This window comes from Curtobacterium sp. SP.BCp, assembly GCF_051903255.1.
Classification (GTDB): domain Bacteria; phylum Actinomycetota; class Actinomycetes; order Actinomycetales; family Microbacteriaceae; genus Curtobacterium.
The window spans coordinates 3,475,067-3,495,434 of record NZ_CP194338.1 but is presented as its reverse complement, the minus strand read 5'-3'; the positions used below and the strand labels follow the sequence as shown (position 1 = coordinate 3,495,434).

The following is a 20,368-nucleotide window of genomic DNA, read 5'->3' as shown; positions in this document are numbered from 1 at the left end:
CTGGTGACGCCGGACCCGTATATGGCGGCGGGTCCCGCTCACTCCGATCATCGCACAGGTCGCATCCCACGGATGCGTACCGTTCCCCGTGTGTTGGTCACCAGGTCGCGCTGAAGCGTCAATCCACCCACCAACGTGCTGCTCGTCAGTACCGGCCCGACGGGGCCTACCGGAGGTCACACCCTTGGCTGCTGCGCCCAACGCATCCACCAACCCCAAGAACGGTCGCAACCACTCGCGACTCTCGTTCGCCAAGATCACGGACACCCTCACGGTTCCTGATCTGCTCGCCCTCCAGACGGAGAGCTTCGACTGGCTCGTCGGCAACGACGTGTGGAAGGCCCGACTCGCAGAGGGGCAGGAGCAGGGTCGCACCGACCTCGCGCTGCACTCCGGGCTCGAGGAGATCTTCGAGGAGATCTCCCCGATCGAGGACCTCGGCGAGACCATGCAGCTCGGCTTCACGTCGCCCGAGCTCGAGGACCCGAAGTACTCGATCGACGAGTGCAAGGAGCGTGGCAAGACCTACGCTGCGCCGCTCTACGTCAACGCCGAGTTCATGAACCACATGACCGGTGAGATCAAGACGCAGACCGTCTTCATGGGCGACTTCCCGCTCATGACCGAGCGCGGCACGTTCATCATCAACGGCACCGAGCGCGTCGTCGTCTCGCAGCTCGTCCGTTCCCCGGGCGTGTACTTCGAGCGCGCGCAGGAGAAGACCTCCGACAAGGACATCTACTCCGCCCGCGTCATCCCGTCGCGCGGTGCCTGGCTCGAGTTCGAGATCGACAAGCGCGACCAGGTGGGCGTGCGCATCGACCGCAAGCGCAAGCAGTCCGTCACGGTCTTCCTCAAGGCCCTCGGCCTGACGAGCGAGGAGATCCTCGACGAGTTCCAGGGCTTCGCCTCGATCGAGTCGACCCTCGAGAAGGACGCCATCCTCACCAAGGAAGAGGCGCTCAAGGACATCTACCGCAAGCTCCGTCCGGGCGAGCAGGTGGCGGCCGAGGCGGCGCGTGCGCTCCTCGACAACTTCTACTTCAACCCGAAGCGCTACGACCTGGCGAAGGTGGGCCGGTACAAGCTCAACCGCAAGCTCGGCATCGACGCGCCGCTGAGCGACTCGGTGCTGACCGTCAAGGACATCGTCGCGACGATCAAGTACCTCGTCTCGCTGCACGCCGAGCGCACCACCATCGACGGTGTCCGCGACGGCGAGCCGGTGCAGCTCCGCCTCGACGTGGACGACATCGACCACTTCGGCAACCGTCGCATCCGTGCCGTCGGTGAGCTCATCCAGAACCAGGTCCGCACCGGTCTGTCCCGCATGGAGCGCGTCGTCCGCGAGCGCATGACCACGCAGGACATCGAGGCGATCACGCCGCAGACCCTGATCAACGTGCGCCCCGTCGTCGCCGCGATCAAGGAGTTCTTCGGGACGTCCCAGCTGTCGCAGTTCATGGACCAGAACAACCCGCTGGCGGGCCTGACGCACAAGCGTCGTCTCTCCGCCCTCGGCCCGGGTGGTCTGTCCCGTGAGCGTGCCGGCGTCGAGGTCCGCGACGTCCACCCGTCGCACTACGGCCGCATGTGCCCGATCGAGACCCCGGAAGGTCCGAACATCGGTCTGATCGGCTCGCTCGCGTCGTTCGGTCGGATCAACTCCTTCGGCTTCATCGAGACCCCGTACCGTCGCGTCGTCGACGGCCAGGTCACGACGCAGATCGACTACCTGACCGCGTCCGAGGAAGACGACTTCGTCGTCGCCCAGGCCAACGCGCCGCTCACCGACTCCTTCCACTTCCAGGACGACAAGGTGCTCGTCCGGAAGAAGGGCGGCGAGGTCGAGCTCGTCGGCAAGGACGAGGTCGACTACATGGACGTCTCCCCGCGCCAGATGGTGTCGGTCGCGACGTCGCTCATCCCGTTCCTCGAGCACGACGACGCGAACCGCGCCCTCATGGGTGCGAACATGCAGCGCCAGGCCGTGCCGCTGCTCCGTTCCGAGTCGCCGCTCGTCGGCACCGGCATGGAGGGCTACACCGCGATCGACGCCGGTGACGTCGTCACCGCGGACAAGGCCGGTGTTGTCTCCGAGGTCTCGGCCGACGCCGTGACCCTGCAGCTCGACGAGGGCGGCACGCAGACCTACTACCTGCGCAAGTTCGACCGCTCGAACCAGGGCACGAGCTACAACCACCGCGTCATCGTCTCCGCAGGCGAGCGGGTGGAGCAGGGCGAGGTCATCGCCGACGGCCCCGCGACGGAGAACGGCGAGCTCGCGCTCGGCAAGAACCTCCTCGTCGCGTTCATGCCGTGGGAGGGCTACAACTACGAGGACGCGATGATCCTGTCGCAGAACCTCGTGAAGGACGACACGCTCTCCTCGATCCACATCGAGGAGTACGAGGTCGACGCCCGCGACACCAAGCTCGGCAAGGAAGAGATCACCCGCGACCTCCCGAACGTCAGCCCGGACCTCCTGGCCGACCTCGACGAGCGCGGCATCATCCGCATCGGCGCCGAGGTCCGTCCCGGCGACATCCTGGTCGGCAAGGTCACGCCGAAGGGCGAGACCGAGCTCTCCGCCGAGGAGCGCCTGCTCCGCGCGATCTTCAACGAGAAGTCGCGCGAGGTGCGCGACACCTCGCTGAAGGTGCCCCACGGTGAAGAGGGCACGATCATCGGCGTCAAGGTGTTCGACGCGCAGGACGGCGACGACGAGCTCGGCTCCGGCGTCAACCAGCGCGTGGTCGTCTACATCGCCCAGAAGCGCAAGATCACCGCGGGTGACAAGCTCGCCGGTCGTCACGGCAACAAGGGCGTCATCTCGACGATCCTGCCGGTCGAGGACATGCCGTTCCTCGCGGACGGCACCCCGGTCGACATCGTCCTGAACCCGCTCGGCGTCCCCGGCCGCATGAACTTCGGCCAGGTCCTCGAGATCCACCTCGGGTGGCTCGCGAAGCAGGGCTGGAACGTCGAGGGCATCCAGGAGTGGGCTTCGGCTCTCCCCGAGGCAGCCCGCAGCGCGGAGCCCGGCACGAAGGTCGCCACCCCGGTGTTCGACGGTGCGTACGAGCGTGAGATCGAGGGCCTCCTCGACAACACCCTCCCGAACCGCGACGGTGAGCGCCTGATCGGTTCGTCCGGCAAGGCGCAGCTCTTCGACGGCCGCTCCGGCGAGCCGTTCCCGGAGCCCGTCTCGGTCGGCTACATGTACATCCTCAAGCTGCACCACCTGGTCGACGACAAGATCCACGCGCGTTCGACCGGTCCGTACTCGATGATCACGCAGCAGCCGCTGGGTGGTAAGGCGCAGTTCGGTGGACAGCGCTTCGGTGAGATGGAGGTGTGGGCGCTCGAGGCGTACGGCGCCGCCTACGCCCTCCAGGAGCTCCTGACGATCAAGTCCGACGACATCCTCGGCCGCGTGAAGGTCTACGAGGCGATCGTCAAGGGCGAGAACATCCAGGAGCCCGGCATCCCGGAGTCGTTCAAGGTCCTCATGAAGGAGATGCAGTCGCTCTGCCTGAACGTCGAGGTCCTCTCGGCCGACGGCCAGGCGGTCAGCCTCCGCGACACGGACGACGAGGTCTTCCGTGCCGCCGAAGAGCTCGGCATCAACATCTCCTCGCGGTTCGAGTCGTCGTCCGTCGACGACATCTGATCCCGCCCGTACTCGTAACGAATCCAGCTAGAGAGAAGAACATTGCTCGAAGCAACTTCATTTGACGCACTGCGGATCGGTCTCGCCACGGCCGAGGACATCCGCCAGTGGTCGTACGGCGAGGTCAAGAAGCCGGAGACCATCAACTACCGCACCCTCAAGCCCGAGAAGGACGGTCTGTTCGGCGAGCAGATCTTCGGTCCGTCCCGCGACTGGGAGTGCGCCTGCGGCAAGTACAAGCGCGTCCGGTTCAAGGGCATCGTCTGCGAGCGCTGCGGCGTCGAGGTCACCAAGTCCTCGGTCCGCCGTGAGCGCATGGGCCACATCGAGCTCGCCGCGCCCGTCACGCACATCTGGTACTTCAAGGGCGTCCCGTCGCGCCTCGGGTACCTGCTCGACATGGCGCCGAAGGACCTCGAGAAGGTCATCTACTTCGCCGCGTACATGATCATCGACATCGATGAAGAGGGCCGTCACGCCGACCTCCCGGGGCTCGAGAACGAGATGCGTCTCGAGATCAAGACCCTCGAGGGCCAGCGCGACTCGATCATCGCCGACCGCCTCAAGAAGCTCGAGGACGACCTCGCAGCGCTCGAGGAGGAGGGTGCCAAGGCCGACGTCAAGCGCCGCACCAAGGACACCGCCGAGAAGGAGATGTCCCAGGTCCGCAAGTCGTTCGACGAGGACATCACCCGCCTCGAGCGCGTGTGGGAGGACTTCCGCAACCTCAAGGTGGGCGACCTCAAGCCCGAGGACGCCGTCTTCCACGAGCTGCAGGACCGCTTCGGCATCTACTTCGACGCCTACATGGGCGCCGAGGCGATCAAGCTCCGTCTCGAGGCCTTCGACCTGGCGGCCGAGGCCGAGTCGCTGCGCCTGCAGATCGCCGAGGGCAAGGGCCAGAAGAAGATCCGCGCGATCAAGCGTCTGCGTGTGGTCTCCTCCTTCCTCGCCACCGGCAACTCGCCGGCCGCGATGGTGCTCGACGTCGTCCCGGTCATCCCGCCGGAGCTCCGCCCGATGGTGCAGCTCGACGGTGGCCGCTTCGCCACGTCGGACCTCAACGACCTCTACCGTCGTGTGATCAACCGCAACAACCGTCTCCGCCGCCTGCTCGACCTCGGTGCCCCCGAGATCATCGTGAACAACGAGAAGCGCATGCTGCAGGAGGCCGTCGACGCGCTGTTCGACAACGGTCGTCGTGGTCGTCCGGTCACGGGTACCGGCAACCGCGCCCTCAAGTCCCTGAGCGACATGCTCAAGGGCAAGCAGGGTCGCTTCCGCCAGAACCTGCTCGGCAAGCGCGTCGACTACTCGGGCCGTTCGGTCATCATCGTCGGCCCGCAGCTCAAGCTCCACCAGTGCGGTCTGCCGAAGCAGATGGCCCTCGAGCTGTTCAAGCCGTTCGTCATCAAGCGCCTCATCGACCTGTCGCACGCGCAGAACATCAAGTCGGCCAAGCGCATGGTCGAGCGTTCGCGCCCGCAGGTGTGGGACGTCCTCGAGGAGATCATCCGCGAGCGCCCCGTGCTGCTGAACCGTGCGCCGACGCTGCACCGTCTGGGCATCCAGGCGTTCGAGCCGCAGCTCGTCGAGGGCAAGGCCATCCAGCTCCACCCGCTCGTGTGTGCTGCGTTCAACGCGGACTTCGACGGTGACCAGATGGCCGTGCACCTGCCGCTCTCGGTGGAGGCCCAGGCCGAGGCCCGCATCCTCATGCTCGCCTCGAACAACATCCTCAAGCCGTCCGACGGCCGCCCGGTGACCCTGCCCGCACAGGACATGATCATCGGTCTGCACCACCTCACGACCGTCCGCGAGGGCGCCGTGGGTGAGGGCCGTGCGTTCTCGTCCGTCGCCGAGGCGATCCTCGCGAAGGACCAGGGCACGCTGCACCTCAACGCGCTCGTCAAGATCCGCATGTCCGACGTGTACTTCGCCGAGGGCGAGGCACCGGAGGGCTACGTGCAGGGCGAGCCGGTGCTGCTCGAGACCACGCTCGGCCGTGCGCTCTTCAACGAGACCCTCCCGGCGAACTACCCGTTCGTCCAGAAGGTCACCGACAAGGGCGTGCTCTCCGCGATCGTCAACGACCTCGCAGAGCGCTACTCCAAGACCGAGACGGCCGCCGCGCTCGACCGGATCAAGGACGCCGGCTTCTACTGGGGCACCCGCTCCGGTGTGACCGTCGCGCTCTCGGACGTCGTGACGCCTCCTCGCAAGAAGGAGATCATCGCGGGCTACGAGGTCCAGGCCGCCAAGGTCCAGGGCGAGTTCGACAAGGGTCTGATCACCGACGCGGAGCGCCGCGCCGACCTGATCAAGATCTGGACCGAGGCCACGAACGAGATCGCGCAGGAGATGCGCGACAACTTCCCGGTCGACAACACCATCAACCGCATGGTCTCGTCGGGTGCTCGTGGTAACTGGCTGCAGGTGCGCAACATCGCCGGTATGCGTGGTCTGGTGAACAACCCGAAGGGCGAGATCATCGCCCGCCCGATCATCAACTCGTACCGCGAGGGCCTGACCGTGGCGGAGTACTTCATCGCCACGCACGGTGCCCGCAAGGGTCTGGCGGACACCGCTCTCCGTACCGCCGACTCGGGCTACCTGACCCGTCGTCTCGTGGACGTCTCGCAGGACGTCATCATCCGCGAGGACGACTGCGGCACGACCCGCGGTCTCGAGCTGCCGATCGCGACGAAGGGTGCCGACGGCGCCCTGGTCCGCGACCCGCGCGTCGAGAACACCGTGTACTCGCGCACCCTGGCCACCCCGGCCGTGGACGCGCAGGGCACGGTCGTCGCCGAGGCCGGTGAGGACGTCGGTGACGTCCTGATCGACAAGCTCATCGCGGCCGGTGTCGAGAGCATCAAGGTGCGCTCGGTCCTGACCTGTGAGTCGGCCATCGGTGTCTGCGCGAAGTGCTACGGCCGTTCGCTCGCCACGGGCAACCTCGTCGACATCGGCGAGGCGGTCGGCATCATCGCCGCCCAGTCCATCGGTGAGCCCGGTACCCAGCTGACGATGCGTACCTTCCACACGGGTGGTTCGGCGTCGGCCGACGACATCACGCAGGGTCTGCCCCGCGTGACCGAGCTCTTCGAGGCCCGCACCCCGAAGGGCGCGTCCCCGATCGCCGAGGCCCCCGGCCGCGTCGTCATCGAGGACACGGACAAGGGCCGTCGGATCATCCTCACGCCGGACAACGGCGACGAGCCGTTCATCTACCCGGTGCTCAAGCGTGCGACGCTCCTCATCGAGGACAACCAGCACGTCGAGCTCGGCGAGCAGTTCATCGCCGGCACCGTCGACCCGAAGGAAGTCCTCCGCGTCAAGGGTGTCCGTGAGGTCCAGAAGCACCTCGTCAACGGTGTGCAGGACGTGTACGGCTCGCAGGGCGTGCCGATCCACGACAAGCACATCGAGGTCATCGTGCGCCAGATGCTCCGCAAGGTCACCGTCGTCGACCACGGCGACACCGACCTGCTCCCGGGCGAACTCGTCGACCGTTCGCGGTACAACGAGCTCAACCGTGCGGCGCTGCAGGAGGGTCGCAAGACCGCTTCCGCTCGCCAGGAGGTCATGGGCATCACCAAGGCGTCCCTCGCGACCGAGTCGTGGCTGTCCGCCGCGTCCTTCCAGGAGACCACCCGCGTCCTCACGCAGGCGGCCATGGAGGGCAAGCAGGACCACCTCGTCGGCCTCAAGGAGAACGTCATCATCGGTAAGCTCATCCCCGCCGGGACGGGCCTCAGCCGGTACCGCGACGTGGACGTGAACGCGACCGAGGAAGCGAAGGCCGAGCGGTACCCCAACCGCATCTTCGCGGACGACTCGTCGTTCTCGGACGCCGACCTGAGCTTCGTCGACTTCGACAGCTTCTCGTCGGACGACTTCACGCCGGGTACGTACAACTGAGTCTGAAATGACCCACGAAGGGCCCCGCATCCGTCAGGATGCGGGGCCTTTCCGCGTTGCGGGTCGCGTTCGCGACCACGGGTCGGCCTGGAGGCGCGGTGCGGGCCCGCCACGGGCCTCCTGTCCGTCTCGTCACTGGTACGCGATATGTTGGTCGGGTGGGATCCGGAACAGAGCAGTTGAGTCCGCGGCGGCGTCGCGCCGCCCTGGCGGTCGGCGTCGCGTCGGTGGGACTGGCGGTGACGTCGCTGGTCCTGGTGCTGACCGGCGGACCGCTCGCAGTGGCAGCTGGCGGCGGTGCGGTCCTCCTGTCCGGGACGATCGACCGGATCGACCGGGACGGTGGCCGAGCGCCGAACACGTTCCTGATCGTGGTCGGTGTGCTGGCCGTCGCCGTGGTCGCGTGGGTCGTCCGCTCCTGAGCGTCAGGCGGTGCGGCCCTTCTCGTCGACGAGTGAGTACAGGCTGAGCACGTTGCCGTCGGGGTCGCGGACGTCGAACCAGTTCGTGGCGCCGTCGATGCACTCGACGGGGCCGATGTCGATGCCGAGGGCACCGATGCGGCTGTGCTGGGCCGTCACGTCGTCCACGCCGAACCGGACGCTGACGGGGTTCTCCTCGGCGTGCTCGTCCTCGTAGAGCTGGATCCAGATGCCGCCGACCTCGTACTCGGCGACGCCGTCCTCGGGTTCGAGGTCCGGCTCGGTGCGCTCGAAGACCGCGCCGTACCAGAGGCAGGACGCCTCGATGTCGGTGACGGGCAGCCCCACGGTCACGCTCGTGATGTCCATGACTCATCATGGCCCGACGGGGTCGGGCGCGTCGAGCGTTTCGTGGTGTGCTGGCAGGCTGGGGACATGGCGACACTGCGCGAACGGATCACGGCACCGGCCCGCCTCGAGCCACCGGTGCGGACCGGGGGACTGACGTTCCGGCCGGCGACCGCGGACGACACCGCCGGGATGCTCGCGGTGGCCGTCGCCGCAGCGGCGGCGGACGACCCGCGCAGCCGTCCCTCCACAGCGGACATCGAGCGGACGTTGTCCACGGAGGGCCTCGACGTCGCGCGGGACACCCTCGTGGGCGTCGATGCTGAGGGGCATGTGCAGGCGTACGGAATCGTCATCGACATCCCGTCCCGGGTCACCGCGGCCCGGGCGGTGCTCGAGGGTGCGGTCCACCCCGAGGTCCGTGGTCGCGGCGTCGGCAGGAGGGTCCTCGCGTGGCAGGTCGGTCGGGCACGGCAGCGACTGGCGCAGCTCGACGTCGACCTGCCGGCGACGCTCGACGTGGGCGGGCCGGAGGGCTCCTCGGTCCTGCGGCTGGCGGCACGGTCCGGGTTCGCGCCCGTGCGGACCTGGCTCGACATGGAGCTCGTGTTCGACGACGGTCCCCGCGAAGCGCTCCCGGTGCCGCCCGACGGGCTCGTGGTCAGGCCCGCGACGGAGGACGACATCGAGCCGCTGCGGGCGGCCAAGAACGATGCCTTCCGCGACCACTGGGGCTCCCAGCCGATGGTCGCGTCGGACTGGCGCGGGTTCCTCACCTCGGCCAAGAGCCGGCTCGACCTGTCCCGGGTGGTCGTCGACGACACCGGCGCCGTGCTCGCGTTCGCGATCGTCGAGGTCGAGCCGTCCGCGTTCGAGGCCCGCGGCCGCGGCTTCGGGTACGTGCACTGGGTCGGCGTCGTCCGAGCCGCGCGCGGCCGGGGCCTGGCGCCGCTCGTGCTGGGCGCCGCCCTCGACGCGATCCGAGCCGACGGACTCGCGGCCGCGGTGCTGGACGTCGACGCGGAGAACCCGAGCGGAGCAGGCCGGATCTACCAGCGCCTCGGCTTCGTCGCGGGTGCGGTGCACGTCACGTCGTCGGTGTCCCTCTGACGCGGGTCGTCCGGGTCGTGTCCGCTGGACGGCACCCTCGCACTGGGGGCACCCGATGCCCGTCCGCCCCCTCTTTCTGGGACTGCGGCGGCCCTCCGGCGCGACCGTAGCGTGGTCGAGCGTCGTTCCCCGCACGGCGCCACCCCCGATCCGCGCGCGAACCGAAGGAGGCTCGGAGCCCATGGCCACGCTGTCCGAGATCCTCATCCTCAACGGCGCCCTGCCGATCGAGCACCTCGACTCGATGACCGGCGACGAAGACGTCGACGACCGGTCCATCCGAGCGCTCGTCGACCAGGGCATCGTGAGCGAGGCACAGTACATCACCGCCCGTGCCGCATCGAGCAACTCCCGCACGGTGCCGCTGACCGACTACCCGGTCGACGGCACCGCGGTGTCGATGCTCCCGGCCGCGCTCTGCCGGCGCCACGGCGTGCTCGGCATCGGGTTCGAGGGCGACGTGCTCGTCCTCGCGATGGTGAACCCGACGAACGTCCTCGCGATCGACGACGCACGCACCGCGTCCGGCCGGAGCGTCAAGCCGCTCCAGGTCGAGGAGCGCGACCTCGCCGCGGCGCTCGACCGCTACCTGCGCGCCGACGACGAGCTGAACGACCTCACGTCGTCCCTCGAGGAAGAAGCCTCGCAGCACACCCAGCAGCAGGCCGACCTGACCGACGGTTCGCTCGACGACGTGCCGATCGTCCGGTTCGTGAACCTCCTCGTCTCGCAGGCGATCCAGGACCACGCGTCCGACATCCACATCGAGCCCGGCGAGCACGAGGTCCGTGTCCGCTACCGCATCGACGGGGTCCTGCACGAGATGGCCCCGGCACCCAAGAACATCCAGAACGGCGTCATCAGCCGTCTGAAGATCATGAGCGACATCGACATCGCCGAGCGTCGGAAGCCGCAGGACGGTCGCATGTCGGTCCGCCACGGCGGTCGGCAGATCGACCTCCGCGTCGCGACGCTGCCGACCGTGTGGGGCGAGAAGGTCGTCATGCGGATCCTCGACAACACGAACACGTCGATGTCCCTCAAGGACCTCAACCTCCTCGAGCAGAACTTCCAGGCGTACCAGCGCTCCTACTCGAAGCCCTACGGCATGATCCTCGTCACCGGACCCACCGGCTCCGGCAAGTCGACCACGCTGTACACGACGCTCAACGCCGTGGCGAAGCCCGAGATCAACGTCATCACCGTCGAGGACCCGGTCGAGTACCGGATGGCCGGCATCAACCAGGTGCAGGTCAACCCGAAGGCCGGGCTGACGTTCGCGTCCGCGCTGCGGTCGATCCTCCGCTCCGACCCCGACGTCGTCCTGCTCGGCGAGATCCGTGACCACGAGACCGCGCAGATCGCCATCGAAGCGTCCCTCACCGGCCACCTGGTGCTCTCCACGCTGCACACGAACGACGCCCCGTCCGCGGTGACCCGGCTCACCGAGATGGACATCGAGCCGTTCCTCGTCGGGTCGGCGCTCGACTCGGTGGTCGCGCAGCGTCTCGCGCGCCGGCTCTGCGACCGCTGCAAGGCCCCGGCCCAGTACGCCCCGGCCCAGTTGCAGGCGCTCGGGTTCCTGCCGTCCGACGTCGACCAGGTCCCCGAGTTCTTCGGTCCGGTCGGCTGCTCGGTCTGCTCCAACACCGGGTACCGCGGGCGCATCGCCCTCCACGAGGTCATGACCGTGACCGAGGAGATCGAGCGCCTCGCCGTCGCTCGGGCCTCGAGCGCCGAGATCAGCCGCGTCGCCCAGGAGCAGGGCATGCTCACCCTCCGCCAGGACGGGTGGGAGAAGGTCAAGCTCGGCATGACGAGCGTCGACGAGATCCTGCGCGTGGTCGCGTAGAAGGCCCGGGAGCACACCGATGACCGACTCCGTGTACGACATCACCCCCGCCGACGGCCCCGTCCACGGCTGGCACCCCGGTGCCCCCGGCAACGAGGTCGGCGGAGGACGCCGAGCAGCCCGCCTGGCCGCCGCGGCGGCTGCCGCCGCATCCCACCCGACCTCCCCGGACGTCGCCGGAGCGGTCGTGCCGCCGCCCGCCGCGTCGCCGGTGTACGACCTCGCCGACGACGCCGCCTGGCCCGCGCCCGTCGCGCCGACGCCGACCCCTGCGTGGGACGCGCCCCTCGGCACCGCCACGACCCCGGCTCCGGCCTGGGACACGCCCGTCGACGCCGCCGCGGGGACGGCCGCCGTGTGGCCCGCCCCGTCGGGTGACCCCGTCGCCGTGCCCGTCGCGCAGCCGCAGGCTGCGCCCGCGACGCCCCCCGCAGCCGTCCCGCCGTCGACCGCGTCCTACGGGTACGCCGAAGAGGCGACCCGGCAACTGCCGGTCGTGCCCGGCGGAGTCCCCACGGGCCTCCAGGCCGGAGCCGCGTCCGCCGGGAGCGAGGTCATCAACTTCACCCGCCACGCGCGCGAGGTCGCGGACCCCGACCTGATCACCGCGCTCGCGCAGGTCGTCTACCAGGGGGCGTCCGACCTGCACGTCACCGCCGACGCACCACCGACGGTGCGCGTCGACGGGTCGCTCCGCCCCGCCGTGCCGGGAGGCCCGTGGTCGCGCAACAAGGTCATCGCAGCGCTCAAGACGATGCTGTCCGTCGAACAGGCCGGCCAGTTCGACCACGAGCAGGAACTCGACTTCGCGTACTCCCTCTCGCCCGACTTCCGGTTCCGCGTGAACTTCTACCAGCAGCGTGGCAACTGGGGCGCCGCGTTCCGCATCATCCCGACGAAGATCAAGACCCTCAAGCAGCTCGGCATCCCCGAGCACGTCGGTGAGTTCGCGAAGCTGCCGCGCGGGCTCGTCCTCGTCACCGGACCCACCGGCTCCGGCAAGTCGACCACCCTCGCCGCGCTCATCGACCTCGTCAACGAGACCCGTGCCGACCACATCGTCACGGTCGAGGACCCGATCGAGTTCATGCACGACCACAAGAAGGCGATCATCAACCAGCGTGAGGTCGGGGCCGACACGCACTCGTTCGCCGCCGCGCTCAAGCACGTGCTGCGGCAGGACCCCGACGTCATCCTCATCGGCGAGCTCCGCGACCTCGAGACCATCTCCGTCGCGCTCACCGCCGCCGAGACCGGCCACCTCGTGTTCGCGACCCTCCACACGCAGAGCGCACCCGGCACCATCGACCGCGTCATCGACGTCTTCCCGCCGCACCAGCAGGGGCAGATCCGGACGCAGCTCGCATCGACGCTCGAAGGGGTCGTCTGCCAGACCCTCGTGCCGAAGGCGAACGGTGCCGGCCGCGTCGTCGCCACCGAGATCATGAAGACCACCCCCGCGATCGGGAACCTCATCCGCGAGGGCAAGACCTACCAGATCACCTCGGCGATGCAGGCCGGCCGCGACGCCGGCATGCACACCATGGACCAGGACCTCGCCGAGCTCGTCAACGTCGGCACCATCACCCGCCGTGCCGCGATGGAGAAGGTCCACGACCACGACGGCTTCGACCGGCTCGTGCAGCGCGTCGAGTCGCCCTCCGACTCCTCCGCCGCCGCGATCGCCGCGTCCGAGATCGACTTCGGCGACAAGTACTCGGGAGGCCACTGATGTCGCTCGCCTTCGACTACCGCGGCCGCGACGGCAGCGGCAAGCTCGTGAAGGGGCGGCTCGACGCCGCGTCCGAGAACGCGGCGACCTCGCGCCTCCGATCGATGGGCATCGCGCCGATCGCCATCAACGAGGCTCGCGCTGGTACGGGGCTCCAGGCGGAGATCAAGATCCCCGGCTTCGAGAAGGGGGTCAAGCTCAAGGACCTCGCGATCATGTCGCGGCAGGCCTCGACGATGCTCACCTCCGGCCTGTCGCTGCTCAAGGCGCTGACGATCCTCGCGGACCAGACCGAGAGCAAGAAGCTCAAGGAGATCCTCGCGAAGGTCCGCGACGAGGTCGAACAGGGCGTCTCGTTGTCGGACGCGGTCGCGAAGTACCCCGTGGACTTCCCGCCGATCATGATCAACATGATCCGAGCCGGGGAGGCGGGTGGCTTCCTGGACAAGGCGATGGATTCGATCGCGACGAACTTCGAGAAGGAGCACAAGCTCCGGTCGACGATCAAGTCTGCGATGACCTACCCGGTCGTCGTGCTCGTCATGTCGCTCGTGAGCGTCGTCGTGATGCTGGTCTTCATCGTGCCGATCTTCTCGAAGATGTTCGCCGGGCTCGGGAGCGCGCTCCCCTGGCCGACCCAGGCGCTCGTCGTGCTCTCGCACGCGATGGTGTGGATCGCGCCGGCGCTCGCCGTGGTGTCGGTCGCCGTGTGGCTCTGGTACCGGGTGAACAAGAACACGGACCGCGTGCGGGCGTTCCTCGACCCGATCAAGCTGAGGATGCCGATCTTCGGACAACTCAACCGGAAGATCGTCATCGCGCGGTTCGCGCGCAACTTCTCGAACATGATCGGTGCCGGCGTACCCATCCTGCAGGCATTGCAGATCGTCGGCCAGGTGTCGAACAACTTCGTCGTGCAGAAAGCGCTCGAGCGGGTTTCCGAATCAGTTCGGAAAGGTGAGTCGATCAATGCGCCGCTGCAGCGCGAGAACGTTTTCCCGCAAATGGTTTCGCAGATGGTGGCGGTCGGTGAGGACTCCGGCTCGATGGAGACCATGCTCGAGAAGATCGCGGTCTTCTACGACGACGAGGTCGAAGCGACCACCGAGGCGTTGACCTCGCTGATCGAGCCGCTGCTCATCGCGTTCCTCGGCGTCGTCGTCGGCGGCATGATCGTCGCGCTCTACCTGCCGATCTTCGACATCACGAGCGCGATCCAGCACTCCTGATCGGCAGCCCCATTGCAGGGGGCACCTGCGCGCAATTCGCCCCCGGACTGGGGGCGTTTTGCGTTCGGAACACCCCCGTTCTCGGGATGACGGCCGGGAATGCGCCCGGAATACGCTTCACTCGGCGGCGCGAGCGCAGCCCACCCATCCTCCTGAACCATTCCGAAGGAACGACAAAAATGTACTTCCGTCTCATGGGCAAGCTGAATGCTCGCCGCAATGCGATCGCTGCTGAGAACGAAAAGGGCTTCACCCTGATCGAGCTCCTGGTGGTCGTCATCATCATCGGCATCCTCGCGGCGATCGCCATCCCGGTGTACCTGGGCGTGCAGAACAACGCGAAGAACTCCGCGACGCAGTCCGACGTCACGAACCTCAAGACCGCTGTCGTGAGTCTGCAGACCAGCGGTGGCTCGCTCCCGGCGAAGTTCACGTCCGCCGTGGCCCCGAGCGGCACCTTCCCGACCGGCTTCGCCAACGCTGGCGCCACCATCAGCTCGAACACCACCTCGCTCAACTACGGCCCGGTCGGCACCAACGGTGACTTCTGCATCATCGGCGTCAGCAGCGGCGGATCCACCTTCTACGCGACCTCCACGTCCGGTGTGACGAGCAACCAGTGCACCCCCTCCTGATCTCGAGAGACAAGACCATGACCTTCACCGCCCTCGCGCCGCTCGAGGAGCGTCGCAACCGCCTCCGCAACCAAGACGACCGGGGCTTCACCCTGATCGAGCTCCTCGTCGTCGTGATCATCATCGGCATCCTCGCCGCGATCGCCATCCCCGTGTACCTCGGCGTGCAGAACAACGCCAAGAACTCGGCCACCCAGTCCGACGTCTCGAACCTCAAGACCGCGGTCGTCAGCGTCCAGACGAACAAGGGTGCTCTCCCCACCACGAGCACGAGCTGGACCGCGCTGCCCGCGGCCGGTAGCGACCCGGACTGGGCAGCTGCGGGCATGACCCTGTCAAGCAACACGAAGACGCTCTACTACCAGTACATCAGCGCGACGACCTTCTGTGTCGCCGGCTGGAGCGCTGCTGGAAGCGCCTACTACGCCACTGAATCTGGCGGTGTCACGGGTACGAGGCCGTCGCAGTGCACGGCCGTGACGTCCTGACCTGAGTCGAGACCGGGCAGGGCATCCGGACCTTCGGATGTCCTGCCCGCCCGCACATCCAGCACGACACGCAACGACCCCGACCCGGAGGTGACCATGATCCGACGCATCGCCTCGGTGTTCAGTCCCGCTGAACCTGCGGACCGCGAAGCGGGTTTCTCGGTCGTCGAGGTCATGGTCGCCATGATGGTGTTCGCGATCATGTCGATCGGCATCGCCTACGGCATCGTCAACGCACTCACGCTGAGCCAGAACAGCCGGAGCCGCACGACGGCGGTCGCGCTCGCTTCGCAGGACATCGACGGTCTGCGTCAGACGGCCAGTGCGACGGCGGCGGGCATCCAGCAGGTCACGAGCTTGCCCGCGAACCCGGGCGACGCCGTGCCGACGAAGACGATCGGTGGCGTCACCTACACCATCTCCCGCGACGTCAACTGGGTCGACAGCACCGGAGCCACGAACGCCTGTGGCTCCGCATCCGGCGGGTACCTCGCCTACAAGAGCGTCGTCGAGACGGTCTCGTGGAAGAGTCGCAACCAGACCTACTCCACGACGATGACCTCGGCCATCGCGCCGTCGAGTGCGGTGACGTCGCCCGGCAACGGCTCGATCACGATCTCGGTGAAGACCGCATCCGGCACGGGCAACGCCGGGGTGGCGATCACGATCACCCCCGTCGCCGGCAGCACCGGTGGTCCGCTCACCGTGCAGCCGGACGCGACGAACGCACAGGGGTGCGCCATCGCCGTCGACGTGCAGCAGGGTGACTACACGGTCACCGCCACCGAGACCGATGGCATCGACACGGACCAGAAGCAGCCTGCGAAGAAGACGCCGGTGACGGTGGTCGCCGGAGCGAGCGCCTACGTGCCGTTCGTGTACGACCAGGCGTCGATGATGACGCTCCAGTACGCCTCGACGTACAGCGCGACCCTGCCCCAGAGCATGCCGACCACCTTGTCCTCGACAGGCGGTGGACAGGACGTCATCACGCCGTGGGGCACGACCCCGACGGTCACCTCCGCGACGAAGACCGCCGTCAGCGTCTTCCCGTTCGGGAACTACGCGGTGTTCGCGGGTACGTACAACTCCGCTCCCGGAGCGACGAGCTGTCTCAGCCCGAACCCGGGAGCCTGGAGCACGCCGAACGCACAGAACCAGGTCGGCATCGCACCTGCGCAGGTCGGGACCTCGCCAGGGCAGCCAGCCTCGGTGTCCCCGGTCCCGGTGATGACCGGCGTGGTCCAGGTCGGTGGGATGAGCAGCAGCACCTACGTCGTCGCGACCACGGCCACGACAGCCGGCGCCGGTGACCCCGGCTGCACGGCCGGGTACACGCTGAGGTTCCCGACCAGCTCGTCCGGTTCACAGACGCTCGCGCTCCCGTTCGGGACGTGGAACGTGTCGTTCTACTCGAGCATCACGGGCACCGTCCTCAACGTCCTGAACGGTGCCTCGGTGAAGAACGTGACGCCGGGGACCTCGAGTGGCGGGGTGCTCGGCGGCTACACCGTCGTCGTGGACCCGAGAGGACAGACGAAGTGATCCGGCAGATCCTGGACCGGTCCCGCGATGACCGCGGCATCACGCTCGTGGAGCTCCTCGTGGCGATGAGCGTCGCGACGATCATCATCGTGGCGGTCGGGGGATTCTTCGCAGCGACCGTCAAGGCGACCAACACCGACCAGGTCAGCGAAACGGGCATGCGGCAGGCCTCGAACATCATGAACGCCGTGACGCAGTACGTCCACGCAGCCACGGTCCTGCCGTTGCCGGACGGGACGTTCCAGACCGCGATCCAGCGTGCGACGCCGACCGACGTGGCGTTCTACGCGTACGTCAACCTGTCGGGTTCCACCTCACAGCAACCGATCCAGGTCGAGTTCGTCCGGGACTCGACCACTGGCCTCCTGCTCGAGAAGCAGTGGGACGGCATCGCGGACCAGAACGGGTACTACACGTTCCCGGCGCTCACGGCCGCGCCGACCCGCACCATCACCCTCGGCGGTCCGATCGCGTCCCCGACGATCGACAACCGCCCGCTATTCGAGTACCTGGACGGCTCCGGCGTCGTCCTTCCGACTCCGGCGAGCACCCCTGCGTCGGTCCGAGCGATCCGCGTGAACATCGAGGCGGGGTCGCTCGCGGCGGGCCGGCCGGGGAACACGACGCTCCAGAACACCCTCTACCTCTTCAACGTGGGCTACGCCACGACCTCGAACGCGGGAGCGACACCGTGATGCGATCGATCCAGTCGGTGCTCCGGCGGGCGAACGACGACGACCGCGGCGTCGTGCTCGCGAACGTCATCATCTTCGGCACTGTCATGATGCTCATCGTCGCGGGCCTGCTGGTGCTCTCGACATCCGGTGCCGTGAAGTCGTCGAACGACCGCGACTACCAGAACGCTGCGGCTGCTGCCTACGCGGGACTCGCTGACTACCAGTCGAAGATCTCGAACGACAACGGGTACGCGGTCTACGGCACGACCGCGAACGCACAGTTCAGCAGCACTGCGAGGGCCATCTTCCAAGGACTGGGGCCGAACGGCACCACCAATCCAGCCTTCGTCGGCTGGGTCGGCGTGCCGAAGACCGGCGACCAGTGGTTCCGTTACGAGGTCGACAACTCGTTGTACGCGGCGCAGGGCATCCTGCGCGTCCGGGTCACCGGCAAGAGCGGATCGACGACGCGCTCGCTCGTGGCGAACCTCAAGGGCGACGGGTTCATCAACTACCTGTACTTCACGAACTACGAGTCTGCGCAGCCGTCGATCACCGGTTCGACGTGCACGTCGAACTACCAGTGGCAGACCGGTGTCTCGAACACCTGCGGGTACGTGCAGTTCGCCGCTCGTGACGTGCTCAACGGTCCGATCCGGACGAACGACACGTTCACCTCGTGCGGCGCGACCTTCAACGGGACGGTCGAGGACCACGACGGGACGGTGACGAGGCCGAGTGGTTGCGCGTCGTCGACCTACAACGGTGGGACACCGGCAGCGGCGGCCTACCTCGGTCTGCCCGCTCTGAACTCGAACATGTCGCAGGAGGCCCGCGCCGACCTGCCGACCACTGTCCCCCGCCCCGGGTGTCTCTACACCGGTCCCACCACGATCACGTTCAACGGCGACGGCACGATGACCGTCAAGTCCCCGTGGTCGCGGGCGACCCAGTACACGGTCGTCGCGTCGGGGGCGAGCGTCGCGTCGGACACCGCGAAGGCTGCCTCGCTGTGCGGGTCGATCAGCGCCCTGCAGAGCGCGGCCGGAGCCACGATCCCCACCCTGCCGTCCAACCTCGTGTTCGTGCAGGACGTCCCTCAGACGAACAGTCCGACGAACGTGAACTACTGGGGGACGTCGTACCCGAGCGGCTACACGAACACCTACTGCAACACGAAGGTCACCGTGAGCGGGAGCTCGGCGTCGACCTCTGCCAGCACGACCTACAGCAACGGGATGGGCTATCCGGCGTCCGGCGAGTGGATCAACGGAGGCTCGTACACGTCCGGCTGGAACACGTACTGGCGGACGGGGTCCACGTCTGACACGTACGGCTGCACCGACGGCGACGTCTTCGTGTCCGGTCGGTTCTCCGGCGCCATGACGATCGCCGCTGCCGGAACGGTCTGGCTCACCGGCAACGTCACCTACGTCAACGCGAACCAAGACATCCTCGGTCTCGTCGGGCAGGACGCGGTCGAGGTCTGGAACCCGGCCAAGTGCTCGAGCTTCTCCGGCACGTCCTGCACCAACCCGGCGCTGCTCCGGCGGTCGGGCGGGGAGAACTTCGAGGTCGATGCCGGTGTCGCGAGCAACGCCGGAACGTTCTGGAACCAGAACTACGACCTCGGCCAGCCCCTCGGTGTCCTGACCGTCAAGGGTTCGATCGCACAGAACTGGCGCGGAATCGTGGCAACCGGAGGCGGGACGATCGCGACGGGCTTCGCCAAGAACTACGTCTACGACAGTCGTTTCCTCACGACCGCGCCGCCGAAGTTCCTGCAACCGGTGTCGACCTCGTACGGGGTGACGACGCAGGTGGAGGTCCAACCTGCCTACCTCGCGAACGGCCTGTGCGCGAAGACCGCGACGGGAGTCTGCCGATGAGCGACGCTCTTCCGATCGGCCTCGTCGTGTCCGTCACAGCAGTGTTCGGCCTGATCATCGGTTCGTTCCTCAACGTGGTCGTGTACCGCGTACCGGCCGGGCTCTCCGTCGTCCGGCCGGCGAGCGCTTGCCCGGAGTGCCGGCACCCGATCCGCGGGCGCGACAACGTCCCCGTCCTCTCATGGCTGGTCCTGCGCGCGCGCTGCCGGGACTGTGGGGTCCGCATCCCGGCCAGGTACCCAGCGGTCGAGGCGGTTACAGGTGTCCTGTTCGCGTTGGTCGCCTGGCGCGTCCTCAAGGCCGCAGCAGTGACCGACGGAAGCACCACAGCTCACCTGACCGTCGCGATCGCCTTGCTGTACCTCATGTCGATCAGCGTCGCCCTGACGTTGATCGACCTCGACGTCCATCGTCTGCCGAACGCGATCACCTACCCGTCCGCGGTCGTCCTCGTGGTGCTCCTGGTCATCGCCTCGGCTCTCGGGGGTGACTGGGGCGCCTTGTGGCGCGGGGTCCTCGGAGCTGCCGGCCTCGGGCTGTTCTACCTCGTCCTCGCGGTCGCGGTGCCCGGCGGCATGGGGCTGGGCGACGTGAAACTCGCGGTGGTCCTCGGCTTCGTCCTCGCGTACCTCGGATGGGGACCCCTCGCAGTGGGCGCTTTCGGTGCCTTCTTGGTCGGCGGTATCTTCGCGGTCGTCCTCCTCCTCACCGGCCGGGCTCGGTGGCGCGGCGGGGTGCCGTTCGGTCCCGCCATGCTCGCCGGAGCGTGGATCGGTGTGTTCTTCGGCACGTCCGTCTGGACGGCGTACGTCACAGTCCTCGGCCTCGCCTGATCCCTCCATCG

14 protein-coding genes are annotated in these 20,368 nt (G+C 67.8%); 13 read left to right on the top strand and 1 reads right to left on the bottom strand.

Features of this window, described 5'->3' with window-relative positions:
• Positions 1-184 precede the first annotated feature (184 nt).
• The 3 genes from rpoB (at position 185) to ACRQ4C_RS16715 (ending at position 8,019) form a co-directional block, all read left to right on the top strand.
• Positions 185-3,673, top strand: a complete 3,489-nt coding sequence (rpoB, locus tag ACRQ4C_RS16725) for a DNA-directed RNA polymerase subunit beta (RefSeq protein ID WP_439689468.1) — start codon at positions 185-187, stop codon at positions 3,671-3,673.
• A 42-nt stretch (positions 3,674-3,715) separates the two neighbouring features.
• Positions 3,716-7,597, top strand: a complete 3,882-nt coding sequence (rpoC, locus tag ACRQ4C_RS16720) for a DNA-directed RNA polymerase subunit beta' (RefSeq protein WP_290133554.1) — start codon at positions 3,716-3,718, stop codon at positions 7,595-7,597.
• Between the two features lie 158 nt (positions 7,598-7,755).
• Entirely contained in the window at positions 7,756-8,019 is a 264-nt protein-coding gene (locus ACRQ4C_RS16715; protein ID WP_439689467.1) for a hypothetical protein, read from the top strand.
• Between the two features lie 3 nt (positions 8,020-8,022).
• Here the strand turns inward: ACRQ4C_RS16715 and ACRQ4C_RS16710 are convergent, their stop codons facing one another.
• Positions 8,023-8,388: a VOC family protein gene (locus ACRQ4C_RS16710; protein WP_439689466.1), complete on the bottom strand. Its 366-nt coding sequence runs from the start codon at positions 8,386-8,388 to the stop codon at positions 8,023-8,025.
• A 66-nt stretch (positions 8,389-8,454) separates the two neighbouring features.
• Here ACRQ4C_RS16710 and ACRQ4C_RS16705 point away from each other — a divergent pair, with 66 nt between their 5' ends.
• From ACRQ4C_RS16705 to ACRQ4C_RS16660, 10 genes are all read left to right on the top strand, one after another.
• Positions 8,455-9,477, top strand: a complete 1,023-nt coding sequence (locus tag ACRQ4C_RS16705) for a GNAT family N-acetyltransferase (RefSeq protein ID WP_439689465.1) — start codon at positions 8,455-8,457, stop codon at positions 9,475-9,477.
• A 181-nt stretch (positions 9,478-9,658) separates the two neighbouring features.
• Entirely contained in the window at positions 9,659-11,329 is a 1,671-nt protein-coding gene (locus ACRQ4C_RS16700; protein ID WP_290133557.1) for a GspE/PulE family protein, read from the top strand.
• A gap of 19 nt (positions 11,330-11,348) precedes the next feature.
• Complete coding sequence (locus tag ACRQ4C_RS16695; protein WP_439689464.1) at positions 11,349-13,061, top strand: type IV pilus twitching motility protein PilT; 1,713 nt, start codon at positions 11,349-11,351, stop codon at positions 13,059-13,061.
• Positions 13,061-14,290 (top strand): type II secretion system F family protein, encoded by a 1,230-nt coding sequence (locus tag ACRQ4C_RS16690; RefSeq protein WP_439689463.1) that lies wholly within the window; start codon positions 13,061-13,063, stop codon positions 14,288-14,290. The genes ACRQ4C_RS16695 and ACRQ4C_RS16690 overlap by 1 nt, the downstream gene beginning before the upstream one ends.
• 179 nt (positions 14,291-14,469) lie before the next feature.
• Entirely contained in the window at positions 14,470-14,925 is a 456-nt protein-coding gene (locus ACRQ4C_RS16685; RefSeq protein ID WP_439689462.1) for a type II secretion system protein, read from the top strand.
• Positions 14,926-14,942: 17 nt separating this feature from the next.
• Positions 14,943-15,413: a type II secretion system protein gene (locus tag ACRQ4C_RS16680; protein WP_439689461.1), complete on the top strand. Its 471-nt coding sequence runs from the start codon at positions 14,943-14,945 to the stop codon at positions 15,411-15,413.
• A 96-nt stretch (positions 15,414-15,509) separates the two neighbouring features.
• Positions 15,510-16,958 carry a prepilin-type N-terminal cleavage/methylation domain-containing protein gene (locus ACRQ4C_RS16675; RefSeq protein WP_439689460.1) on the top strand — a complete coding sequence of 483 codons (1,449 nt, stop codon included), beginning with the start codon at positions 15,510-15,512 and terminating at the stop codon, positions 16,956-16,958.
• The gene (locus ACRQ4C_RS16670; protein WP_439689459.1) at positions 16,955-17,653 is read left to right on the top strand and encodes a PulJ/GspJ family protein; all 699 of its coding nucleotides are present in this window, start codon (positions 16,955-16,957) and stop codon (positions 17,651-17,653) included. The genes ACRQ4C_RS16675 and ACRQ4C_RS16670 overlap by 4 nt, the downstream gene beginning before the upstream one ends.
• The gene (locus ACRQ4C_RS16665; protein WP_439689458.1) at positions 17,653-19,524 is read left to right on the top strand and encodes a hypothetical protein; all 1,872 of its coding nucleotides are present in this window, start codon (positions 17,653-17,655) and stop codon (positions 19,522-19,524) included. Before ACRQ4C_RS16670 ends, ACRQ4C_RS16665 begins: the two co-directional genes overlap by 1 nt.
• On the top strand, positions 19,521-20,357 hold the full coding sequence (locus tag ACRQ4C_RS16660) for a prepilin peptidase (protein WP_439689457.1): 837 nt from the start codon (positions 19,521-19,523) through the stop codon (positions 20,355-20,357). Before ACRQ4C_RS16665 ends, ACRQ4C_RS16660 begins: the two co-directional genes overlap by 4 nt.
• Positions 20,358-20,368: the final 11 nt, after the last annotated feature.

Bases quoted from the DNA above. Each gene is read 5' to 3' on its own strand.
- ACRQ4C_RS16710 (WP_439689466.1), bottom strand. From the start codon at position 8,388: ATGGACATCACGAGCGTGACCGTGGGGCTGCCCGTCACCGACATCGAG.
- ACRQ4C_RS16705 (WP_439689465.1), top strand. From the start codon at position 8,455: ATGGCGACACTGCGCGAACGGATCACGGCACCGGCCCGCCTCGAGCCA.
- ACRQ4C_RS16700 (WP_290133557.1), top strand. From the start codon at position 9,659: ATGGCCACGCTGTCCGAGATCCTCATCCTCAACGGCGCCCTGCCGATC.
- ACRQ4C_RS16695 (WP_439689464.1), top strand. From the start codon at position 11,349: ATGACCGACTCCGTGTACGACATCACCCCCGCCGACGGCCCCGTCCAC.
- ACRQ4C_RS16690 (WP_439689463.1), top strand. From the start codon at position 13,061: ATGTCGCTCGCCTTCGACTACCGCGGCCGCGACGGCAGCGGCAAGCTC.
- ACRQ4C_RS16685 (WP_439689462.1), top strand. From the start codon at position 14,470: ATGTACTTCCGTCTCATGGGCAAGCTGAATGCTCGCCGCAATGCGATC.
- ACRQ4C_RS16680 (WP_439689461.1), top strand. From the start codon at position 14,943: ATGACCTTCACCGCCCTCGCGCCGCTCGAGGAGCGTCGCAACCGCCTC.
- ACRQ4C_RS16675 (WP_439689460.1), top strand. From the start codon at position 15,510: ATGATCCGACGCATCGCCTCGGTGTTCAGTCCCGCTGAACCTGCGGAC.
- ACRQ4C_RS16665 (WP_439689458.1), top strand. From the start codon at position 17,653: ATGCGATCGATCCAGTCGGTGCTCCGGCGGGCGAACGACGACGACCGC.
- ACRQ4C_RS16660 (WP_439689457.1), top strand. From the start codon at position 19,521: ATGAGCGACGCTCTTCCGATCGGCCTCGTCGTGTCCGTCACAGCAGTG.